This window comes from Neobacillus novalis NBRC 102450 (genome assembly GCF_001591805.1).
In the GTDB taxonomy this organism is placed as follows: domain Bacteria; phylum Bacillota; class Bacilli; order Bacillales; family Cytobacillaceae; genus Neobacillus; species Neobacillus novalis.
On record NZ_BCVP01000005.1, the window covers coordinates 196,030 to 218,121 of the forward strand.

General features: G+C 42.1%; 21 protein-coding genes, 1 other RNA gene and 1 other annotated feature. Of the genes, 2 read left to right on the plus strand and 20 right to left on the minus strand.

Features of this window, described 5'->3' with window-relative positions; genetic code table 11:
- Positions 1–3: 3 nt before the first annotated feature.
- The 13 genes from ruvX to cymR form a co-directional block, all read right to left on the minus strand.
- Positions 4–420: a Holliday junction resolvase RuvX gene (ruvX, locus tag BANVL01_RS04360; RefSeq protein ID WP_066090359.1), complete on the minus strand. Its 417-nt coding sequence runs from the start codon at positions 418–420 to the stop codon at positions 4–6.
- 3 nt (positions 421–423) lie between these two features.
- On the minus strand, positions 424–687 hold the full coding sequence (locus BANVL01_RS04365) for an IreB family regulatory phosphoprotein (protein WP_024029968.1): 264 nt from the start codon (positions 685–687) through the stop codon (positions 424–426).
- 115 nt (positions 688–802) lie between these two features.
- Positions 803–3,439: an alanine--tRNA ligase gene (gene alaS, locus BANVL01_RS04370; RefSeq protein ID WP_066096787.1), complete on the minus strand. Its 2,637-nt coding sequence runs from the start codon at positions 3,437–3,439 to the stop codon at positions 803–805.
- 365 nt (positions 3,440–3,804) lie between these two features.
- Positions 3,805–4,878 (minus strand): AI-2E family transporter, encoded by a 1,074-nt coding sequence (locus BANVL01_RS04375; RefSeq protein ID WP_066090362.1) that lies wholly within the window; start codon positions 4,876–4,878, stop codon positions 3,805–3,807.
- 92 nt (positions 4,879–4,970) lie between these two features.
- Positions 4,971–5,105, minus strand: coding sequence for a YrzQ family protein (locus BANVL01_RS26545; RefSeq protein ID WP_082804858.1), 135 nt, complete (start codon positions 5,103–5,105; stop codon positions 4,971–4,973).
- Between the two features lie 57 nt (positions 5,106–5,162).
- Positions 5,163–5,354, minus strand: a complete 192-nt coding sequence (locus BANVL01_RS04380) for a YrzR-like zinc ribbon domain (RefSeq protein WP_024029972.1) — start codon at positions 5,352–5,354, stop codon at positions 5,163–5,165.
- 89 nt (positions 5,355–5,443) lie between these two features.
- Complete coding sequence (locus tag BANVL01_RS04385; protein ID WP_066090367.1) at positions 5,444–5,944, minus strand: PRC-barrel domain-containing protein; 501 nt, start codon at positions 5,942–5,944, stop codon at positions 5,444–5,446.
- Between the two features lie 33 nt (positions 5,945–5,977).
- Positions 5,978–8,422, minus strand: a complete 2,445-nt coding sequence (gene recD2, locus BANVL01_RS04390) for an SF1B family DNA helicase RecD2 (RefSeq protein WP_066090370.1) — start codon at positions 8,420–8,422, stop codon at positions 5,978–5,980.
- 34 nt (positions 8,423–8,456) lie between these two features.
- Complete coding sequence (locus tag BANVL01_RS04395; RefSeq protein ID WP_066090371.1) at positions 8,457–9,110, minus strand: tetratricopeptide repeat protein; 654 nt, start codon at positions 9,108–9,110, stop codon at positions 8,457–8,459.
- 156 nt (positions 9,111–9,266) lie between these two features.
- Positions 9,267–9,398: a hypothetical protein gene (locus BANVL01_RS28530; RefSeq protein WP_268874907.1), complete on the minus strand. Its 132-nt coding sequence runs from the start codon at positions 9,396–9,398 to the stop codon at positions 9,267–9,269.
- 39 nt (positions 9,399–9,437) lie between these two features.
- Positions 9,438–10,556, minus strand: coding sequence for a tRNA 2-thiouridine(34) synthase MnmA (gene mnmA, locus BANVL01_RS04400; protein WP_066090374.1), 1,119 nt, complete (start codon positions 10,554–10,556; stop codon positions 9,438–9,440).
- A gap of 38 nt (positions 10,557–10,594) precedes the next feature.
- A complete protein-coding gene (locus BANVL01_RS04405) occupies positions 10,595–11,737 on the minus strand; it encodes a cysteine desulfurase family protein (RefSeq protein WP_066090377.1) in 1,143 nt (380 codons plus the stop codon).
- Positions 11,738–11,782: 45 nt separating this feature from the next.
- Positions 11,783–12,202 (minus strand): cysteine metabolism transcriptional regulator CymR, encoded by a 420-nt coding sequence (cymR, locus tag BANVL01_RS04410; RefSeq protein ID WP_066090381.1) that lies wholly within the window; start codon positions 12,200–12,202, stop codon positions 11,783–11,785.
- Between the two features lie 152 nt (positions 12,203–12,354).
- Between cymR and BANVL01_RS04415 the strand changes: the two genes are divergently transcribed.
- Entirely contained in the window at positions 12,355–13,626 is a 1,272-nt protein-coding gene (locus BANVL01_RS04415; protein ID WP_066090383.1) for a replication-associated recombination protein A, read from the plus strand.
- A 72-nt stretch (positions 13,627–13,698) separates the two neighbouring features.
- Here the strand turns inward: BANVL01_RS04415 and BANVL01_RS04420 are convergent, their stop codons facing one another.
- Together BANVL01_RS04420 and BANVL01_RS04425 are read right to left on the minus strand one after the other, a co-directional pair.
- The gene (locus BANVL01_RS04420; protein WP_066090386.1) at positions 13,699–14,649 is read right to left on the minus strand and encodes an ABC transporter permease; all 951 of its coding nucleotides are present in this window, start codon (positions 14,647–14,649) and stop codon (positions 13,699–13,701) included.
- Positions 14,642–15,568 carry an ABC transporter ATP-binding protein gene (locus BANVL01_RS04425; protein ID WP_066090388.1) on the minus strand — a complete coding sequence of 309 codons (927 nt, stop codon included), beginning with the start codon at positions 15,566–15,568 and terminating at the stop codon, positions 14,642–14,644. Before BANVL01_RS04425 ends, BANVL01_RS04420 begins: the two co-directional genes overlap by 8 nt.
- 230 nt (positions 15,569–15,798) lie before the next feature.
- On the opposite strand from BANVL01_RS04425, the gene BANVL01_RS04430 reads away from it, so the two are divergent.
- A complete protein-coding gene (locus tag BANVL01_RS04430) occupies positions 15,799–16,713 on the plus strand; it encodes an NERD domain-containing protein (protein WP_066090391.1) in 915 nt (304 codons plus the stop codon).
- A 244-nt stretch (positions 16,714–16,957) separates the two neighbouring features.
- Here BANVL01_RS04430 and BANVL01_RS04435 read toward each other — a convergent pair whose 3' ends face one another.
- The 5 genes from BANVL01_RS04435 to BANVL01_RS04455 form a co-directional block, all read right to left on the minus strand.
- Positions 16,958–17,725, minus strand: coding sequence for a tRNA threonylcarbamoyladenosine dehydratase (locus BANVL01_RS04435; protein WP_066090394.1), 768 nt, complete (start codon positions 17,723–17,725; stop codon positions 16,958–16,960).
- 234 nt (positions 17,726–17,959) lie between these two features.
- A non-coding RNA gene (ssrS, locus tag BANVL01_RS04440) (6S RNA) lies at positions 17,960–18,157 on the minus strand.
- Positions 18,158–18,225: 68 nt separating this feature from the next.
- Entirely contained in the window at positions 18,226–19,995 is a 1,770-nt protein-coding gene (gene aspS, locus BANVL01_RS04445; RefSeq protein WP_066090397.1) for an aspartate--tRNA ligase, read from the minus strand.
- A gap of 2 nt (positions 19,996–19,997) precedes the next feature.
- Positions 19,998–21,272: a histidine--tRNA ligase gene (gene hisS / locus BANVL01_RS04450; RefSeq protein WP_066090400.1), complete on the minus strand. Its 1,275-nt coding sequence runs from the start codon at positions 21,270–21,272 to the stop codon at positions 19,998–20,000.
- Positions 21,273–21,354: 82 nt separating this feature from the next.
- Positions 21,355–21,595 (minus strand) — a binding site (T-box leader).
- 60 nt (positions 21,596–21,655) lie between these two features.
- Complete coding sequence (locus tag BANVL01_RS04455; protein ID WP_066090403.1) at positions 21,656–21,841, minus strand: hypothetical protein; 186 nt, start codon at positions 21,839–21,841, stop codon at positions 21,656–21,658.
- Positions 21,842–22,092 lie beyond the last annotated feature (251 nt).

Genomic DNA, 22,092 nt, shown 5'->3' on the forward strand with positions numbered 1-22,092 from the left:
TCATTAATTTTTACTGTCAAGATAGCCTTGCAGGATCATGACAGCGGCCATTTTATCAATAACCTTCTTACGCTTCTTTCGGCTAACATCTGCTTCAAGTAAAACACGTTCGGCTGCCATCGTGGTCAGGCGCTCGTCCCATAGAACAGTAGGGACAGCGAATTTACTTTCGATTTCAGCAGCATATTGCTGACTCGCTTCACCACGCGGGCCAATCGTCCCGTTCATGTTTTTGGGAAGGCCGATGACAACCGTGTCTGCCTGATACTCACTAATTAATTGACCAATTTCCTCAAAACCAAACTCCTGCTTTTCTTCGTTGATTTTGAGGGTTTTAAGGCCCTGAGCTGTCCACCCTAGTTCATCACTAACGGCAACACCGACAGTCTTTGAGCCCACATCTAAACCCAATACGCGCATTCCTTAACCCTCTCGCTGCTGTTTTAAATAGGATTTGACCAATTCTTCAATTATTTCGTCCCGTTCAAGCTTACGAATAATATTGCGAGCATCCCGATGACGCGGAATATAGGCAGGGTCCCCGGATAATAGGTAGCCGACTATTTGATTGATCGGATTGTAGCCTTTTTCTTGCAATGCTTCATAAACTTGAAGAAGAACATCATTTACATCGTGTTCAAACGGCTCTTCAGGAAAATTAAATCGCATCGTTTTGTCAAAGTTCATTTCATGCACCTCACCTTTCTAATAGGGGAGAAAATTGTAATAGTCTAGCAACAGCACCAAGGCGCTTCCTCTTTCTAGTATTGTTACCTACATTTTACACTACTTTGTCCTATTATCAAACCGATTTTACCCATTCATCAACGAATTGAAGGGCAGTATCCAATTTTTCCGGATCTTTACCGCCAGCCTGGGCCATGTCAGGACGACCGCCGCCGCCGCCGCCGCACCTTGATGCTACCTCTTTGATCAGTTTTCCGGCATGGTAACCTTGTTCAATTAAATCCTTCGTCACAGCCGCAATTAAATTCACTTTTCCTTCATGTGAGCTGCCTAGGACAAGTACAACCGAACCAAGCTTTTGCTTCAAATCATCGGCCATATTTCTTAAGTTATTCATATCAGCTGCTTGAACCTTGGCTGCTAATACGGTTACGCCATCAATTTCTTTTGCCTTTGATACGAGGCTTCCTGCTTCAATATTTCCAAGCTTCGCTGCGAGCGACTCATTTTCCCGCTGCAGCTGTTTGATTTCAACTGTCAGGGAATCAATGCGGTTCACGATATCTTTTGGATTCGATTTAAGTTTTTCAGCCGCTTCCTTTAACAAGCTTACTTGGTCATGTAAGGATTTGTATGCTGCTTCACCTGTGACGGCTTCAATCCTTCTCGTTCCAGCACCAATTCCGCTCTCAGAAATGATTTTAAATAAACCAATCACCGATGTATTCGGAACATGACAGCCGCCGCAAAGCTCAAGGCTGTAATCGCCGACTCTGACAACGCGGACAATATCACCATATTTTTCACCAAAAAGCGCCATTGCTCCCAATGCTTTGGCTTCAGCAATTGGTTTAAGGCTGATATCCACCTGGATGTTTCTCCAGATCTTTTCGTTTACGATTCTTTCGATTTGATCAAGTTCTTCCGGATTAATTTGACCAAAATGCGAAAAGTCAAAACGAAGGCGATCCGGTTCAACAAGGGATCCTGCTTGGTTTACGTGCTCGCCAAGTGTATCCTTTAATGCCTGATGGAGCAAATGGGTAGCCGTATGGTTTTTGATGATCTTCACACGATTTTCAGCGTCAACCTTTGCCGCTACCTGTTGGTTCGTTTTTACCGTGCCGCTCTTGACCACAACCTGATGAAGATTCTGTCCATTCGGTGCTTTTTGAACATCCTTTACAACAACGCTTACTCCTTCACCCTCAATCAACCCACGGTCAGCAATTTGGCCGCCGCTTTCTGCATAAAATGGGGTCACGTTCAGAATTAATTGAACTTCTTCACCTGCCTGAGCTTCATCGATTAGCTCGCCGTTTTTAATAATTGCCGCCACAGTGGAGCTTGTTTCAAGCTGATCGTAGCCGGCAAACTTACTTTCCACGGTAAAGTCACGAAGCACACCGCTTTGCACCTGCATCGAATCGACATCATGACGTGCGGCGCGTGCCCGTTCCCGCTGCTGCTCCATTTCCACTTCAAAGCCCGAATGATCCACCTTCATGCCTTCTTCTTCGGCATATTCTTCGGTTAACTCTACTGGGAATCCGTAGGTATCATACAGACGGAACACATCGGCACCGGTAATCGTATCACTATCATTTTCCTTTTCCTTCTTAATGACACTTGCTAAGATTGCTAAGCCTTCATGAAGGGTTTCATGGAAACGTTCTTCTTCATTCTTAATAACCTTTTGAATGAATTCAGTTTTGTCTTTCACTTCCGGATAGAAGTCAGCCATGATGTCGCCGACAACTGGAACGAGTTCAGACATAAACGGACGATTGATATTGATTTGTTTTGCGTAGCGGACAGCACGGCGGAGCAGACGGCGCAATACATAGCCGCGTCCTTCGTTTGATGGCAATGCCCCGTCGCCGACAGCAAAGGCAACGGTACGGATATGGTCGGCGATGACTTTAAACGCCACATCGCGGTCTTTATCAACACCATATTTTTCGCCTGAGATTTCCTCTGTTGCCCGAATGATTGGGATAAATAAATCAGTGTCAAAGTTCGTTGGCACATTTTGGACCACAGATGCCATTCGTTCTAACCCCATGCCGGTATCAATATTTTTCTTTGGCAGCGGTGTATATGTACCATCAGGGTTATGATTAAATTGTGAAAACACAAGGTTCCAAACTTCAAGGTAGCGCTCGTTTTCACCGCCTGGATATAACTCGGGATCGCTTGGGTCATTACCGTATTCAGGTCCGCGGTCATAGAAAATCTCAGTATTCGGGCCGCTTGGACCTTCACCGATATCCCAGAAGTTTCCTTCAAGACGAATAATCCGCTCTTCAGGCACTCCAATTGTTTGGTGCCAAATTTCATATGCCTCATGATCCTCAGGGTGGATTGTAACAGATAGAAGCTCTGGATCCCAGCCAATCCATTTTTCATTCGTTAAAAACTCCCATGCCCATTCAATTGCTTCTTGCTTGAAATATTCACCAATGGAAAAATTGCCAAGCATTTCAAAGAACGTATGGTGACGAGCTGTTTTCCCGACATTCTCAATGTCATTTGTTCTGATTGACTTTTGTGCATTTGTAATTCTTGGATTCTCAGGAACAACACGGCCGTCAAAATATTTTTTTAACGTGGCGACACCACTGTTAATCCACAATAATGACGGGTCATCGTGCGGGACAAGTGATGCACTTGGCTCAATCGCATGTCCTTTTTCTTCGTTAAAAAACTGTAAAAACATCGAGCGAATTTGTGATCCAGTTAAATTTTTCATATTGGTTAACCTCCTTTTGATTAAAAAAGCACGCAAAACCCATCTTGCGTTCCACGCAAAAAAGCCCTCATCCCCAGCAGGGACGAGAGCTTTTCTCGCGGTACCACCCTGATTATGAATACAAAAAAAACGGTATCCATCTCTCAAAAATACTCTTAACGCGAGTCTACGGCAGTGATTAGCTGCACTCCGGATTAGCTTTCTGTCATCCTTCATCTAGAGCCTCTTTCAGCCTGGGAAGCTCCTCTCTTCAACGCTTTACGCGGTACAGATGGACTACAACATACTTGATCCTTCTACATGATCCATATATTCTATATGAGGAATTATAGCGACCAAGAAAACGTTTGTCAATTTCTTATTGTTTACGATTCATTCGATTTCCCGTTTATGAAATGATTTTTTGCATGGAGAATCGCGACTTTAAGAACGACAAGGACCGGCACTGCCAATATTAGCCCTAAAATTCCGCCAATTTCGCCCCCCGCTGTTAACGCAATCATAATGATTAATGGGTGCATATGAAGACTCTTTCCGACAATAAAAGGGGACAATATATTCCCCTCAAGGAATTGCAGGCCGAAAACAATCACTACCGTAATGATAACCAGTTTGGCAGATGAGGTTGCCGCAATAATAACGGCTGGCACCGCCCCGATAATCGGCCCAAAATAGGGGATTACATTTGTGGCCCCAACAATCAATCCCAATATCAATGGATATCTTAAATGAAAAATCCAAAATAACAAGGCTGATATACTGCCGATTATCATACATATTAACAGCTGCCCCCTGATATAGCTGCCAAGGGATTCATCAATATCTTTGAGAAAAAGCGTCCCCTTTTTCCGCCATTTTTTAGGAGTCATATACCAGCAAGCCTGTTTAATTAGTTGAAAATCTTTTAACATATAAAAGGCAATAAACGGGATAAGCATCAGGATTAACGCTGAATTAAAAAATTTCATTAAGATGTTCACGAGAACCGTTAATAGTGAGTCTAGCTTTTCTTCAAAAGTGTCGATGCCTTCATCTAATCTCTCTTGAAGACCATCCGGCCACGCCCTGGTGTGGGACTGGAGCTTCGCGATCCATTCGCGGTATTGCTCGGCAAAGACTGGCGCACTTTCAGTTAAATCTTTTAATTGGTCAATCATTGCCGGTATCCCCTTATAAACGGCAAAGCCAATTCCGCCAAAAAAAATAATATAAATGAGGATAATCGCCAGGCCGCGATGAAGCCCTTTTTCATGTAATTTTTCAACAAGCGGATGAAGCAAATAGGTAATAAATCCGCCAATAATAAATGGAAGAATAATGATAACGGCCACACGGAGGATCGGCATCCATACAAAACTAATTTTTAGAAAAAGATAAACGGCAATTAATAAAAGGAGCAAAAAACCGATTCGGTAATACCATTTCATGCGAATATCCACGTAAATGCCTCCTTGTGCTTAGTTTTCGAGACAACCTGTGTAAATATTCAACAAAAAATCCCCCTAGGAACTCAAGGGGGATTCAGGTACATTTAAAAGATTGCTCGTTTTACTTTCCGTTGCATTCTTTTCATATTGCGGGGCGACATCATATTATTTCGCTGAGCAAGATTATAGGCTGCCAGCCCTGCACCAAAAGCAATCATCGTCGTCATCATTTTGTTCATCCGTCTCACCTCTTATTTTAATTGTCCAGCGAAAGCTCGCGCATCCGCTTTTCTATTCTAAAGGGTGTAACGACGCTCTTCTTCTTCAAACAAATCATCTAAGGAACTAAGTGACCCGTCTTCTTCGACTTGATGGGTGTTGATTATACCTTCAGAAACCGAGAGCTCAATAAAACAATTCCAGCAATAATATTGGTTAATGCCGATTTTGCCGATATCCTTGCTTTGACAATTGGGACACTTAAACATGAAAGGACACCTCACGTATCATTTAGCTTGGCAGAATTTACTTAATAAATTCTGATACGCATAAATTCAACTGCACCTCGAGCCTTGCCCTAATGGGATTCCTGGCTAGACGGCGAGTTTTCATTTACATCTACGATAATGGCATCCTTTCCGATTGCTAAGGGCTTCCCGGATTGAATGACTTGTTTCCCTTCCGTGATTTCCGAAAAGAAGCCATCCGTGATTTCGTACCCTACGATTGTGCCCACTTCTTCTTGAAAATATACGTCTTTTAACAAACCAAGTGTGTTCCCACCCTTAGAGAGCATCATCATCCCGTCTAAGGAATGTTGATGGTTTAAGGTATAATCAGGTCTATTTTTTAGCTTTTCTAAATGCTCGGGGTCCTCAATCATAACGCCATCCCAGCCGAAGGAAGTCACCTTTTGTATGTCCAAAAAAAAGGATTGTTTGAAGAAAACGCCTTTTTTTACCAAGAGGCCTTTTACCATGCCACCGCTTGAGATACAGAGATCACTTATCTCACCAATTTTGGTACCGGTTCTCGTTTCAAATACAGGCTGCCCTTTCAATAAAGAAAATGTCCGCAAAGAGTGTCCCACCTCCTGTGAACATTTATAGTTTTAGTCATTTACCATAAAATCATAAGGTGAAACGTTTTCCATTCCTACCAGTGGATTAACCTGCATTAATTCTTCTTCGTAGGACAATTCTTTTACCGGTTTTTGGTCGCCATTGGTTGCTGATTTTTCTTGGTCTTCAGCCAATTTATTTTTATTTTTAACGTGAATGGTTTCTTGAAGCTTTTGGCAAAGGGTCGTTTGCCTCGAAAGCTCATCGGCTCTTTCGACACCCATTCGCAGTGCATCCTCTTCGCCGCATAAAATCAATGATTGTTTGCTTCTTGTAATCGCCGTATAAATTAAATTTCTCCGCAGCATCCGATAATAGCTTCTAGTTATCGGGAGAATAACAATCGGGAACTCGCTTCCCTGTGATTTATGGACCGAGCAGCAGTATGCATGTGTAATCTGAGTTAAGTCCTGCTTTGTATATTCAACCTCATTGCCTTCAAAAGAAATATAAATCATATCTTGCTTTTCGGTGTTTTCTTTTGCGTAAATGATCGAGATAATTTCACCTATATCCCCGTTAAAAACATTGCTTTCCGGCTGGTTGACGAGCTGGAGCACCTTATCACCAATACGGTATTTCACATCGCCAAAGGCAATTTCCTTGCGCTTGCCGTCAGGATTCGGATTGAAAATTTCCTGAAGTAAGACATTTAGCCGGTCAATCCCGGCAGGACCTCTGTACATCGGTGCCAATACTTGAATATCCTTTGCCGAATACCCTTTATTTTTGGCATTTTGGGCCACTTTTTCAACTACTTGAGCCACCTGGGTGGTTGAACATTTGATGAAGGAACGGTCGGCTTGCTTCGCGGTAACATCAGGAGGAAGATACCCCTTTTTGATATCATGAGCCAGTTCAATAATCGAGGACCCTTCAGCCTGACGATAAATATCTGTTAATCTGACGGTTGGAATCCGCTCAGATTGAAGTAAATCTTTTAAAACCTGACCAGGACCAACAGACGGAAGCTGATCTTCATCTCCGACCAGGATGACTTGGATATTTTCCGGCAAGGCCTTAAACAATTGATTAGCAAGCCAAATATCAAGCATCGAGGTCTCATCGACAATTAATATTTTCCCCTCTAGCGGGCTTGCATCATCGCGGTCAAACGCTTCCGTTCCATTAAACCCGAGCAGCCGGTGGATGGTTACGGCAGGAAGACCTGTCGATTCGCTCATTCTTTTGGCCGCTCTTCCTGTTGGTGCCGCAAGCAAAAATGGGAAAGGTTCATTCTTTTTCTGATAGTCCTTCAGCTCTAAGGAGACTCCGTGCAATTCCGCATAAAGTTCAACAATTCCCTTAATGACCGTTGTTTTACCGGTTCCTGGGCCCCCTGTTAAGATAAGCATTGGCGACATTAATGCAGTTTGAATTGCTTCTTTTTGAGTTGGCGCATATTGCACCTTGAGCCGCTCCTCCAAGCTTCCTAGTGCGAGAAGGAACTCCGATTCAGGAAATTGATCCTTGTATTCCGTTTGCTGCAGTATGCGCTGGATGCTTGTTACAAGTCCTTTTTCTGCGAAAAATAACGATGGCAAATAAACGCGCTTTTCTTCTCCTTTTATTTTCTCCTCTTGTTCAAGTTTAATGACCTCAGTCGATATATCTGCGTATTCAATCTGATCGCGCTTATTTTCCTCGAGGAGAACTTTTACTTGTTCAAGTAATTCCTCGGCGTGCATGAATACGTGTCCTGTTTGGATGCTTTCTTTTTCAAGTATGTAAAGACAAGCTGCTTTAATTCGATCAGGATGATTACCCAAAATTCCCAGCTGGTATCCAAGCTCGTCCGCCCGTCCAAAACCGATGCCTTCAATGTCCTCAACAAGCTTGTAGGGATTTTTTTGAATGATACCGAGGGTTTCCTCTTTATACGCTTGGTATATCCGCATCGAAATTTGCGGGCCAAAACCATATTGGTTTAAGGCTACCATTACCTGTTCAAGTCCTTGATGTTCCATCAGTGTATCGTAAAGCATTTTTGCCTTTTCAGGAGGAAGCTTGGGAATGGAATCCAGTAGTGACGGCTGATTAAGAATTTTGGAGATCGCGTCCTCACCTAAGGTATCGACAATACTTTGGGCTGTTTTCTTGCCAATTCCTTTAAACATTTCACCCGATAAATAGGCTGCAACTCCTTGTTTTGTTTGCGGCATATCCTTTCGAAAATGATTGGTATGAAATTGCATTCCAAACTTTGGATGTTCCTTAAACTCCCCGAAAAAAATATATGTCTCCTGTTCATGGATTTTCGGAAAATAACCGGTAACTACTGCCTCTTTGTCTTCATAGTTGTGATTGGTTTCATCGACCCTGATTCTTAATACGGTATATAGGTTTTGTTCATTGTGAAAAATCGTTACAATCGGCCGCCCTTTGACGAACTTTGCCTGCTCTTGAAATAAATCAAGCGTGTCTTGCTTTTCCATTTTGTGCTCCCTCCTTTCGGTGGCGTTTGAATAATTAAAGGTTGTTTTCAATCAATTTTTTTGCATGACCTGCAAGTAAATGGTCTGGCTGAATGTTGAGTGCTTTATTAAACATTTCAATTGCTTTTTGTGCATTTTCTTTAAAGGCATAGGAAACCCCTAAATTATAATAGGCATCTGAATGGGTTGGGTCCAGCTCGATACAGTTAGTAAATTGAACCATTGATTCATCAATAAGTTCTAATTGAGCTAAACATAAACCATATTGGAAGCGTGCTTCTGCATCAGTTTCATTAAGTTCGACACTTCTTTGTAAATAGGGAAGGGCAAACCGTCCCTGATTTAGTTGAACAAGTGTTAAGCCTAACATGAAAAAGTTGTCACTTGTGTTGAGCCCTCTTTTCATAGCTGTTTCAAACATATTCTTGGCTTCGTTAAAGAGGTCCTTACTAAATAATAAGTTACCGATACTATAATAAGCAGCCGCAGCATTTTCATCTAGTTCAATTGCTTTTTGATAAAATTTTAACGCTTTTTCATCATCACCGACTGCTGAAAGCACATTGCCGAAGTTAATGTAAGCAACTGGATCGTTCGGGTTTTCTTCAATGGCTTCATTAAAGGCCTTTGCTGCCTCTTCCCAGTTACCTTCTTGCATGTATTGTACACCTAATTGGTTTTTATCCATTATTTCAACTCCAATCCTAAGTGAAAGTATACCATATTTCATTCAATAATTAATTTCTAAGCTTGACGAGGATTTGGACATTCCTTTAGATCATAGAAAATCCAAAAGAAACCGGGATTTCGCCGATTTTGGCATTTATTTCGCCAAACTTTGGATTTATTTCGCCAACTTCGCATCCATTTCGCCAAACCGAGCAATAATTTCGCCAAACCGAGCAATAATTTCGCCAAACCAAGCAATAATTTCGCCAAACCAAGCAATAATTTCGCCAAACTCAAAATTCTCCATAAAAAAACCTGACTCCAAATAAGGAATCAGGGTTAATTATTAACCAACATACGTTAACTTTTCACCATTTTTAAAAACTTCGTCAATCGTTCCGCCGCCAAGACATTCTTCGCCATTATAAAAAACGACGGCTTGTCCCGGTGTTATCGCCCGAATGGGTTCGTGGAAAATAACCTCCACCTTTGCCCCTTCTAATAGACGAACAGTTACTTTATTATCTTCCTGGCGGTAGCGGAATTTAGCCGTACATTCAAATTCCGTCGGTTTTTCCCGATTCGAAACCCAACTCACGCTGTCAGCGGTAATCGAGTCAGAATATAATTTCTCGTTGTGAAAACCTTGTCCGACATAAAGGACATTTCTTTTTAAATCCTTACCAATCGCAAACCATGGCTCACCCGATCCGCCAATTCCTAAACCGTGGCGCTGGCCGATGGTATGATACATTAGTCCTTCATGCTTGCCCTTTACCTCGCCATCAAATGTTTCCATATTTCCTGGCTGTGCTGGCAGGTATTGACCTAAGAAATCTTTAAAATTTCTTTCCCCGATGAAGCAGATACCGGTACTATCTTTCTTGGTCGCAGTTGCAAGCTCCGCTTCGCGTGCAATTTCCCGAACCCGTGGTTTTTCCAGATTACCGATTGGGAACATCACTTTACTTAGCTGTTCCTGAGTCAATTGGTTTAAGAAATAGGTTTGGTCCTTATTTTCGTCAAGGCCGCGGAGCATTTTGTATTCCCCGTCACGAAACTCGACCTGGGCATAATGACCAGTGGCTAAATAGTCCGCACCTAGTTTTACAGCATGCTCCAAAAACGCCTTGAATTTGATTTCTTTATTGCACATTACATCAGGATTAGGCGTCCTGCCCGCTTTATATTCATCAAGGAAATAGGTAAATACCTTGTCCCAATATTGTTTTTCAAAATTAACCGCATAATATGGAATGCCAATTTGATTGCAAACGCGAATGACATCGTCATAATCTTCGGTAGCGGTACAAAAACCGGTTTCGTCGGTGTCGTCCCAGTTTTTCATAAAAATACCGATGACGTCATAGCCTTGCTGCTTTAATAAAAGCGCTGCTACAGATGAGTCCACTCCGCCTGACATCCCAACAACAACCCGGGTATTTTTTGGATCTTTTTGTTCCATTTCGTATCACCTCTCATTTGACGCAAATCAAACTGAATTTATTTTTTCAAACGCGAAACAATCCTGGCCGTTTCTTCAGCCGCCTTGATGACTTCTTCAGACGTCGTATTAAAACCGAAGCTAAACCGAATCGAATTGATTAAGCGCTCTGACTGTTTACCAAACATGGCAACAAGGACATGGGAAGGCTCAATTGAACCCGCCGTGCAAGCCGAGCCACTCGAAACAGCAATTCCAGCTAAGTCGAGATTAACGAGCATGGGCTCTACACTTGTCCCTGGAAAGCTTAAGTTTAATACATGCGGCAGCGAAAACTCAAGCAATCCGTTTATCTCAAACTCCACATCTAGTTCACGCAGCTTTTGCAAAAAGACTTCTTTAAAACCTATGAACCTTTCACGCTTGGCGGCCCGTTCTTCACCTGCAATTAAAACAGCTTCATGGAATCCAGCAATTGCTGCTACATTTTCCGTTCCAGCGCGCCGTTTTCTTTCTTGATCACCGCCAAATAGACGAGGAGCCATTTTTACAGTTGACCTTGAGAAGAGAAATCCTGTTCCCTTTGGACCATTAATTTTATGAGCGGAAACTGATAATAAATCAATTAAGCTTTCATTGACATCGATGATTTCCATTCCATAGGCCTGAACAGCATCTGTATGAAAAATGGCTTGATGATTTTTCAAAAGCTGGCCAATTTCCGTAATCGGCTGAATCGTTCCGACTTCATTGTTTCCATACATAACAGAAACAAGAATAGTATCATCCCTTAAGGCAGTCTGGAGTTCCGAAAACGAAATTCTCCCAGTTTCATCGACAGGCAGATACGTCACCTCAAAGCCCATCTTTTCTAGCTTTTTGCAGGCGTGAAGCACGGCATGGTGTTCAATTTGTGTTGTAATGATATGCCTGCCATTATGTTGGTAGCTTTCGGCCACCCCAAATAAAGCCATATTATCGGCCTCGGTTCCACCGCCAGTAAAAATAATCTCGCTTTCCTTCGCCCCAATGCTTCGAGCTAGGGCTGCGCGAGCTAAATCAATATGATGACGCGCCTCTCTGCCATATGAATGGATACTTGAAGGATTTCCAAAAGTTGAATTCATGACTTCTAGCATTCTTCCAGTAACCCTTGGATGCATTGGAGTCGTGGCGGCATGATCGAGATAAATTCGTTCCATTATTACACCTTCAATCAAAATAATTCTCTATAATTATCTTTTACATCAAATATAAAACATATAACCATCATGCTCATTGTCATCACTATGATTGGCTAGATCCTCTAATGTCGTGTTATCGAGGACATCTTTGATGGCATCGCGGATGCGAATCCACAGCTCGCGCTTCGCCGGTTCTTCGTCTTCAATTCCCTCTACAGGAGTGATCGGACCTTCAAGAACACGAATCACATCTCCTGCGGTAATTTTTGACGGTTCATTTGTGAGAATATAACCGCCGTACGCTCCTCTAATACTTTTGACCAATCCGGCGTTCCGTAACGGAGCAATCAATTGCTCTAAATAATGTTCCGATAGATCATTTGCCTGGGCAATCGTTTTTAATGAAGTAGGTCCCTCACCATGTTTTTTAGCAAGTTCAATCATGATGGTCAGACCATAACGTCCTTTAGTAGAAATTTTCATAATACGCACCTCGATTTGTAATCTATATAAAAAAAAGAAAAATCCTTAGTAAATTGATAGGCATTAGAAATTATAACACATTCTTCACCAATATGCTTTTAGCAGTGAAAATGGTAAGATTAAGGTGTGAATATTTTTTTGGAGAGATGTATATGCAGCAAAAGCCTTTAGCCTATCGGATGCGTCCTAGAACGATTGAAGAAGTCTCAGGCCAGGAACATTTGGTTGGTGACGGAAAAATAATTGCCAGAATGGTAAAAGCAAAACAGCTGACATCGATGATTTTATACGGACCGCCGGGCATTGGCAAAACCTCGATTGCCAGTGCGATTGCCGGCAGTACAAAATATGCCTTTCGGACGCTTAACGCCGTTACGAACAATAAAAAAGATATGGAAATTGTCGCCGCTGAGGCGAAAATGTCGGGGAAAGTCATTCTGCTTCTCGATGAAGTCCATCGTTTGGATAAAGCGAAGCAGGATTTTTTACTGCCCTATTTGGAAAACGGAATGATTGTGTTAATCGGGGCAACAACGAGTAACCCCTATCATGCGATTAATCCTGCAATCCGAAGCCGCTGTCAAATTTTTGAACTAAAGCCGTTATCACCTGTTGAAGTGAGACAGACCTTAACTCGCGCCCTTGAAGATGAGGAACGGGGTTTTGGGGGATTGAAAGTTGAGATATCCGATGAAGCTTTACTCCATTTTGCCCAAGGCTCCAATGGGGATGTCAGGAGCTCCTTAAATGCTCTAGAGCTAGCAGTACTTTCCACGGATAAAAATAAGGATGATATTATCCATATCGATGTGAAAACAGCCGAGGAATGCCTGCAAAAGAAAAGCTTGGTGGCTGATAAAGACGGGGATGGCCACTATGACGTCTTGTCGGCTTTTCAGAAATCGATACGCGGCAGCGACGTAAATGCTGCCCTACATTACCTAGGAAGATTAATTGAAGCTGGGGATATGCCTAGCATCAGCCGGCGCTTGATTGTAATTGCCTACGAAGATGTGGGCCTTGCTAATCCACAGGCGGGAGCCCGTACGCTTGCTGCAATAGAAACAGCTGAAAGAATTGGCTTTCCCGAGGCGCGGATACCGCTGGCCAATGCGGTAATTGAACTATGCCTTTCACCTAAGTCCAATTCGGCCGTCTTAGCCATTTCTGCCGCACTTGAGGATATTCAAAAAGGAATTGTCGGAGAAATACCGGATCATCTGCGTGATGCCCATTATAAAGGAGCAAAAGAGCTTGGCCGAGGGATTGGCTACAAGTATCCGCATGATTATGAAAACGGCTGGGTTCCGCAGCAATACTTGCCAAACAAACTAAAAAACAAACAATACTACCAGCCCAAGAAAACCGGAAAATTCGAACAGGCACTCGCCGTCGTATACGCAAAATTAACACGGTCGAAATAGTAAATAAGGTGTCAGGCACTATGTGAAAATTTCACATGGTGCCTGACACCTTTTGTTAATTATTGGAATCATCTACGCTGCCACGTCTCGTTTTTTGAAGACGTAGAAGGCTAGGAATTGGAATATAGCAAAGTAGATTAGGAGCATGGTGATGGAGAAGGGAAGGGTCATTCCTTCTACCATTGGTGTTCCTTCAAAATATTGCTTTAAATCCGTATTGGCAAACAAAAGGTATTTTGCCCAGTTAAATTTCATTGCTAACAAAGCAGTAAATTGAGCGCCAGTAAACAATAAAAACAGTGATAAGCCGATGGCAAGTGAGCTATTTCGGAATACAGACGAAATCATGAACGCCATTGTCACTAGCATTATCATGGCAATTGAACTTAAACCGTAATCGATTAACAAGTGGACAACTATGTTTTGCTCGGTAACTTGTCCATTGTAATAATTTAAATACGGAATTGCTTTTTCTGGCGTGCCAAACAGGATGGCGCCGAGTGTAGTTGAGAAGACGAACAGAATGGCCAGCAAGAACAAGGCATACAATAACACCGTTAAATATTTCGATAGGAGGATTCTTGTCCTATTGATGGGCCGAATCAATAACAGCTTTATAGTTCCCCAGTTAAATTCACTGGCAACAATTCCGGCCGATATAATAATGATGAATAATCCCGCTAACATAATCAGCTGTGATGAATCTTTTACAAATGACCAAACTGTATATTTTTCCCTTGACGGAAGATCATGCTTAATGCGGTAATCATTAATGGCGATTTCTTTTTTGAAAAATTGCTTTTCCATCGTTGTCCGACTTTGCGCCAGTTGCTGTTTTAACGCATTATTTTCCTCTTGTAAAACTTGCTGCCAATTGCTATCCTGAACAAAATCTTTATCATTGTGTTGTGCCTTGATAATAATCCCGACTAGGGTAATTGAAACGATAAGAATCCCAATCATCACAAAGGTTCCAGGGCGTTTGAAAATCTTCATCCATTCATTTTTGATTAGATTAACCACGGTTTGCAGCCCCCTTTTCCGATGTCACTTCAAGGAAGCGATCTTCTAATGTTTTTGCCACTTCTTTTATCCCGAAAACCTTAATATCTTCTTGAACAAAAACTTTTACGATATTCGGAATTTCCTTTTTCGGAAGCTCAACGGCCACTCCATTGCTAGAGAGGGTTGCGCTAGCATTTGGATAATTTACCCGCAAAATCGATAGGGCTTTTTCACTCGGGGTAACCTCCAGCTCATACATAACTTCGCTGCCGTTGACAAATTCCTTCATATGCTGGACATCAATTAGCCGTCCATTTTGAATAATCCCAATCCGATCACACATCATTTCCATTTCCGAAAGCAAGTGGCTGGAGACGATTACGGCCATATTTTTTTCCCGTGCCAGCTTGCGGACATAGTCGCGGATTTCCCGGATCCCCGCTGGGTCGAGGCCGTTTGTGGGCTCGTCAAGGATAAGAACATCTGGTTCATGTAACAGACATTGTGCTAAGCCTAAGCGTTGACGCATTCCCAGTGAATAGGTTTTTACTTTGTCGTTGATTCTATCTGTTAAGCCAACCAGTTCCACTGTTTCGCGGATTTTTTCCTTTGTAATCCCTTTTGACATTCTTGCATAATGGACGAGGTTTTGATAACCGCTTAAAAATTTATACATTTCCGGATTCTCAACGATAGCACCAATGTGGCCTACTGCCTCTTCAAACTCGGATTTAATACTTGACCCGCCAATGGTAATGTCTCCCGATGTAATCCCCATTAAGCCGACAATCATCCGAATGGTTGTCGTTTTCCCGGCACCATTTGGGCCCAAGAAACCGAAAACCTCACCTTTATTCACTTGGAAGCTGATATTATCAATAATCGTTCTTCCCTTAATCACTTTCGTTACATCTTTTAGTTCAACGATTGTTTCCAAACTCTCTCTCCTCTCTATGTAAAGCGTCCCAACTAAGTTTAACTGATTGTTGAAAAAATTTCCTAGTTTATTATAACCTTATTCTTCTTTTTTCTAAAAACGGCCGGGGGTGGAATCATTTCTAGGTCTTAAGACTGGGGAGAGTGTTAACAAAATATTCATTTATTTTTAAAAAAAACGACAAGTTTTCCGATAAAATGTATTTATATCAATGTGCAAGGAAGTGTATTATGTCTTTCAAGCCTCGTACTGAATCAACGGAATTAATAAAGTTTAGATTCTTAAATCCACGTATAACTTTATCAACAAAGGAAAAAAAGCGTTATTTAAACCTTGAAAAAGGGTATCAAGGAGAAGTGATGTTTGACCAATTAACCGAGAAACTGCAAAATGATTTGTATATTTTAAACGATTTATGCCTTGAGTTTAATAACTCAGTGTTTCAAATCGATACCTTAATTATTGCTCAAGAATTGATTTACCCTTTTGAGGTAAAAAACTTTGAGGGTGATTATTACTACGAATCTGAGAGTTTCCATTCCAAGTTATCCAAAGAGGAAATAAAGAACCCCTTGGATCAATTAAAACGCAGTAAATCGCTCCTTCGCCCTTTCCTTAAAAAACTCGGAATTTATTTACCTGTTGAAGGCTTGGTGACTTTTGTAAACCCCGAATTCACCTTATATCAAGCCCCTTTAGACGCACCGATTATTTACCCAACACAGCTCAATCACCTTATGAAAAAATTAAATCAGATTCCATCAAAGTTAAATTACCGCCACAAAAAGCTGGCTGACCAATTAGTAGCGATGCATCTTAGCGAATCACCTTACGCCTGGAAGCCGATCTATACCTATGAAAAGCTAAAAAAAGGTATCATCTGTCCTATATGCTTTTCATTTATGCTTTCGGTTGGGGATAAGAAATTGGTGTGCGAGAAATGCGGCTGCGAGGAAGAGGCAGATACAGCTGTTTTACGGAGTGTTGGGGAGTTAAAATTTCTTTTTCCTGATAAAAAAATTACTACTAGTGGTATTCATGAATGGTGTAAGGTGATTGAATCCAAGAAGATGATTAGGAGGATTCTATTAGTAAATTATAGAGCTGTCGGGGAAAGACACACTAGATATTTTGAAATTGATTAAATTTTGCAATGGATAATTTCTCATACTGAAATAGGAGCTCTCAATTGGTTCTTTCTGGTAATGCAACTCTTTCCCTTTTACCCAACGAGCTCCTTCTTGCTGTTTTCGGGTAATGCAGCTCTTTTCCTTTTCAACGTCGACTATTTTTGCATGGATTGCTGTACTATAAATTTCTTACCTCAAACTGAATACATATTAAAAAAACCCTAAACTTAAAAAAGTTCAGGGCCCGGCCTACACAAAATCATTTCTCATCCGAAATACGATGTATCTTAATGTCTTTAAGTAATTCCCTCACTACATAGCTCGCCATGATCAAACCTGCAGCGGATGGGACGAAGGCATTGGAGGCTGGCGGCATTTGTGCTTTGCGGATGGCGGCATTTTCATTGCCGACCTCTTTCTTAATATCTTCGCGAATGACAATTGGACTTTCATCAGAAAAGACAACTGGAATCCCTTTATGAATTCGTTCTTTCCGTAGCTTGGTGCGAATCACCTTTGCAATCGGGTCGGTATGGGTTTTGGAGATGTCCGCAATCTTAAAACGGGTTGGATCCATTTTATTGGCCGCCCCCATACTTGAAATAATTGGAATATCTCGTTTTAAACATTCTTTCATCAAATGAATTTTATAAACAATCGTATCAGAGGCGTCGACGACAAAATCCAAGTTGTAGCCAAAAATCTCCTCGTACGTCTCCTCAGTGTAAAACATTTTCAGCGCAATCACTTCGCAATCGGGATTAATATCCATTATCCTCTCCTGCATAATCTCTACTTTCGGTCTGCCAATCGTTGACAGCAAGGCAATCAGCTGACGGTTAATATTTGTGATATCGACATCATCTTTATCGATTAGTATTAAACGGCCAACTCCAGACCGAGCCAAGGCCTCAGCAGCAAACGAACCGACGCCGCCTACTCCTAAAACAGCGACCGTGCTGTTTTTCATAATTTCTAGTCCTTCTTTACCAACCGCAAGCTCATTACGGGAAAATTGATGCAGCATTTATCTTCACTCCAAATTCAATTTCATATTTCATAAATCCATATTCATAAATCATAATCCATAATTCATATTTAAAAAACTCATATTCGTATTAAAGTTATTTTTTCACCTAAAAAAATATATCATACTATTCGATAAAAACAAGTATTTTTATAGGAATTACCTAGATAAAGCAAAAATAAAACCTCCCGCCGCTTTCTCTGCAGTCAGGAGGTTGATTTTTTAAAAATAGAAAAAAGTCCCAATGGTGCCGTTGCTTCAGGGTCCTTAGTTTTGATCCCGCTCTCAGCAGGTGGGTGTCCTGTTCCCGGTATTGTAAGTCCCCTTACCCGTCAAAGGGTGAGGCATTTACGCAACCAGAAAACTCCAGACTCCCGGATAAATAATGTTCGGTCAAAACTTCAGGTAATACAACGTACATCTCAGGACTTCTTCTTTAATTACTTTTATATTATCATATTATTACGCTTGATTCAAGGTTTTATGAAAGCGAATTCTTGTTATTTTTTAACATTTAGTGACAAGTTTAGTTCAACTAATTGGGCCTCGGAAACTTCACCCGGGGCATTTGTTAATAAACAGCTTGCACTAGCAGTTTTTGGAAAGGCAATCGTATCGCGTAAGTTGGAGCTGCCGGCTAACAGCATGACCAAGCGGTCAAGACCGAGCGCGATTCCGCCGTGCGGTGGTGTTCCATATTCAAAGGCATTCATTAAGAAGCCGAACTGCTTCTTCGCTTCTTCCGGTGAAAAACCAAGGACACTGAACATTTTTTCCTGAATTGGCCGTTCAAAAATCCGCAGCGATCCGCCGCCAAGCTCATAGCCGTTCAGGACAAGGTCATAGGCTTGGGCACGGACCTTTCCAGGGTCAGACTCCAGGTATGCAAGGTCTTCCCTAAATGGCATCGTGAATGGATGGTGGGCAGCATAATAACGGCCTTCCTCCTCATCGTACTCAAACAGCGGCCAGTCCGTCACCCAAAGGAAGTGGAAAAGACTTGTATCGATTAACCCCAATTCTTTTCCAAGCTTAAGTCTTAACGCACCAAGGGCGTCTGCGACAACACTTTTCTTATCGGCAACAAACAGAAGTAAGTCCCCTTCCGAAGCCTCAAGAGTCGCTTTAAGTGCCTGCGCATCTTCAGCTGAGAAGAATTTCGCAATCGGTCCCTTCAGACCTTCTGCATCCACCTTTAACCAGGCAAGACCTTTCGCGCCATAAACAGCCGTGAACTCGGTTAACGCATCAATATCTTTACGGGAATACTTATCTGCACTACCTTTTACATTCAAGGCTTTTACTTGTCCGCCACCGGCAACTGCACCGGCAAACACCTTAAAGCTTGAATCCTTGACGATTTCTGATACATCGACAAGCTCAAGGCCAAAACGGGTATCCGGTTTATCGGAACCAAAACGGCTCATCGCCTCATCGTAAGTCATTCGCGGGAAGGCTGCCGGCACTTCCACACCTTTTACTTCCTTCATCAACTGAGTCATCATTTTTTCCATCATGCCCATGATGTCCTCTTGGCTTAAGAAGCTTGTTTCAATATCGATTTGTGTAAATTCAGGCTGGCGGTCGGCACGCAGGTCCTCGTCACGGAAACAGCGGGCAATTTGGTAATAGCGCTCAATTCCGCCTACCATCAGCAATTGTTTAAACAGCTGCGGTGATTGCGGCAGCGCGTAGAACTCACCGGGATGAACACGGCTTGGGACTAAATAATCGCGTGCTCCTTCTGGCGTACTTTTTGTCAGAATTGGTGTTTCGATATCTAGGAAGCCTTCGCCATCGAGAAAATCGCGAATTTGCTTCGTCACCTGATGACGCATTTTTAATGTTTCAAAAATGACTGGGCGGCGGAAGTCTAAATAACGATATTTCAAGCGAACATCTTCTGATGCATCCGTATTATCAGAAATCGTAAACGGTGGCGTTTTCGCCTCATTGATAATCGTTACTGTATCCGCTTGGATTTCAATTTTACCTGTTTTCAGGTTCTCATTAACAGTCCCAGCTTCACGTGCAACGACTGTCCCGACAATATCAAGAACAAATTCACTGCGGATTTTTTCCGCTGTTTGAAGGGCTTCCTTTGATAAATCAGGATTAAAGACAACTTGAACAATACCTGAACGGTCGCGCAAATCGATAAAAATTAAGCCGCCAAGGTCGCGTCGTTTTTGCACCCAGCCCTTTAACGTAACTTTTTCACCAACTGCAGACTCTGGTACTTCGCCGCAAAAATACGATCTTCCAAACATTGTTACTCCCCCTTTAACCCTTGAAAATAACGAACAAATGAATCAAGTTCTATTTCAACTTGGTCACCCGTCGCCATATTTTTCAAGTTAATTTTTTTATTCTTAAGCTCATCTTCGCCAAGAACGGCAACATACTTGGCTTTCAGGCGGTCCGCCGCTTTAAATTGAGCCTTAAATTTTCGATCCAAGTAATCTCTTTCCGCTGAAATACCAGCCATGCGCAGCTGCTGCAGGAGTCCTACCGTGTAATCCTTCGCTTCCTCCCCGAGAGCAGCAAGGTAACAATCAATCCCTTGATCCGTTTCCAATTCGATTCCTTCTGCATTAAGAGCGGCAATAAACCGTTCAATGCTTAAAGCGAAGCCGATTCCTGGTGTTTCCGGACCGCCAATCTCTTCCGCTAAACCATTATAACGTCCGCCGCCGCATAATGTGGTAATCGCCCCGAAGCCTTCCGCGTTGCTCATAATCTCAAAAGCAGTGTGATTATAATAATCTAAGCCGCGGACTAAGTTGGCATCAACTTCAAACGGGATATCGAGCTGGGTTAAATACTGCTGTAATTTTTCAAAATATGCTTTAGAAAAATCGTTTAAAAATTCTAAGATAGAAGGTGCAGATTTCATTAATTCATGATCACGATCCTGTTTACAATCCAAGATTCGCAACGGATTTTTCTCCAAACGATTTTGACAGTCATGGCAAAACTCGCCGATTCTTGGTTGGAAGTGCTTCACCAGCGCATCACGGTGTGCGATACGGCTCTCTTTATCGCCAAGGCTGTTGATGATTAGTTTCAGTTTCCGCAAACCCATTTCTTTATACAGGTTCATCGCCAGCGAAATGACTTCGGCATCAATAGCCGGGTCGTTACTGCCGAGCGCCTCAACGCCAAATTGGACAAATTGGCGGAAGCGGCCTGCCTGCGGGCGTTCGTAGCGGAACATCGGTCCCATGTAATAAAGTTTTACAGGCTGGCTAGCGTAGCCGAACATTTTTTTCTCGACAAACGAGCGAACGACTGCAGCGGTGCCTTCCGGTCTAAGCGTGATGCTGCGCTTTCCGCGGTCTTCAAAGGTGTACATTTCTTTTTGAACAATATCAGTGCTGTCGCCAACCCCTCGTGAAAATAATTCGGTCGATTCAAAAATCGGGGTGCGAATTTCTTGGTATTGATATTTTTCGCAAAGTTCTCTCGCCTTTGCTTCAATCAACTGCCACTTTTCTACTTCTCCTGGCAGTATGTCCTGCGTGCCTCTTGGAATGCTTATCGACATAGCAGAAACCTCCTTTTCAAAACTGATTTATGTAAAAATTTTTTAACGAAAAATAAAAAAACTCCCATCCCTTGTAATAAATACAAGGGACGAGAGTTTGTGTTCCCGCGGTGCCACCCTAGTTGAATAGCCTTCAAAAAAAGCTATTCCTCTTAAACAGTTAACGCCTGCTACGTCCTTCTCCTACTAGAGCCTGGGCTTTTTCAGAGAGAAGCCTACGGAGTGTTCATTCATTAAGGCACATGCAGAAATGCTTTCAGCCTAAGGCATTTCCTCTCTTTTCATGGGTTAGCTTAATTACTATGCTCCATCAATGGTTATTTCCCTATTTGTTTTATATTTATATAATAATACGTAGCATTGTACGCAATGTCAAGAGCGTTTTACGACCTTTCTAAATGTTTTTTTAACTTTCTGACATCGCCTATCGATAAACCGAATTCAGAAGCTAGCTCAAACGAATTTGACTGCTGTTCTTTTTGAATAAAATCATGAAAATCGACACCAAAAAGACGGCCATCCATTGATTGTATGTTCATTCCCTTTTCACTTGATCGCACATAAATCACCCCTGTCTCCTTCTTCTTTATCGTTATTATTTCCACACAAGCGGAAAAAAATCATGAAAGATGGGTAATTTGTTGCTTTGTTGCCCTTATTTAACATTTTAGGAATGATTTTCACTCATGTTTACGCTAAAATAAAAGAAGTAGAAAAGCGTAAGCGCCTTGTCCAGGGGCGACCGGCATAAGACGAGCAGGCGAGAAGGTTGTTCTTTAACCTTCTTGACTGATTGGCTTATGACCCGAGCCCCTAGGCG

Excerpts from the sequence above, each read along its gene's own strand:
- ruvX (WP_066090359.1), bottom strand. The coding sequence starts at position 420 with ATGCGCGTATTGGGTTTAGATGTGGGCTCAAAGACTGTCGGTGTTGCC.
- BANVL01_RS04365 (WP_024029968.1), bottom strand. The coding sequence starts at position 687 with ATGAACTTTGACAAAACGATGCGATTTAATTTTCCTGAAGAGCCGTTT.
- alaS (WP_066096787.1), bottom strand. The coding sequence starts at position 3,439 with ATGAAAAATTTAACTGGATCACAAATTCGCTCGATGTTTTTACAGTTT.
- BANVL01_RS26545 (WP_082804858.1), bottom strand. The coding sequence starts at position 5,105 with ATGAACAAAATGATGACGACGATGATTGCTTTTGGTGCAGGGCTGGCA.
- BANVL01_RS04380 (WP_024029972.1), bottom strand. The coding sequence starts at position 5,354 with ATGTTTAAGTGTCCCAATTGTCAAAGCAAGGATATCGGCAAAATCGGC.
- recD2 (WP_066090370.1), bottom strand. The coding sequence starts at position 8,422 with ATGGAAAAGCAAGACACGCTTGATTTATTTCAAGAGCAGGCAAAGTTC.
- BANVL01_RS04395 (WP_066090371.1), bottom strand. The coding sequence starts at position 9,110 with ATGGATAAAAACCAATTAGGTGTACAATACATGCAAGAAGGTAACTGG.
- BANVL01_RS28530 (WP_268874907.1), bottom strand. The coding sequence starts at position 9,398 with ATGGAGAATTTTGAGTTTGGCGAAATTATTGCTTGGTTTGGCGAAATT.
- mnmA (WP_066090374.1), bottom strand. The coding sequence starts at position 10,556 with ATGGAACAAAAAGATCCAAAAAATACCCGGGTTGTTGTTGGGATGTCA.
- BANVL01_RS04405 (WP_066090377.1), bottom strand. The coding sequence starts at position 11,737 with ATGGAACGAATTTATCTCGATCATGCCGCCACGACTCCAATGCATCCA.
- cymR (WP_066090381.1), bottom strand. The coding sequence starts at position 12,202 with ATGAAAATTTCTACTAAAGGACGTTATGGTCTGACCATCATGATTGAA.
- BANVL01_RS04415 (WP_066090383.1), top strand. The coding sequence starts at position 12,355 with ATGCAGCAAAAGCCTTTAGCCTATCGGATGCGTCCTAGAACGATTGAA.
- BANVL01_RS04430 (WP_066090391.1), top strand. The coding sequence starts at position 15,799 with ATGTCTTTCAAGCCTCGTACTGAATCAACGGAATTAATAAAGTTTAGA.
- BANVL01_RS04435 (WP_066090394.1), bottom strand. The coding sequence starts at position 17,725 with ATGCTGCATCAATTTTCCCGTAATGAGCTTGCGGTTGGTAAAGAAGGA.
- aspS (WP_066090397.1), bottom strand. The coding sequence starts at position 19,995 with ATGTTTGGAAGATCGTATTTTTGCGGCGAAGTACCAGAGTCTGCAGTT.
- hisS (WP_066090400.1), bottom strand. The coding sequence starts at position 21,272 with ATGTCGATAAGCATTCCAAGAGGCACGCAGGACATACTGCCAGGAGAA.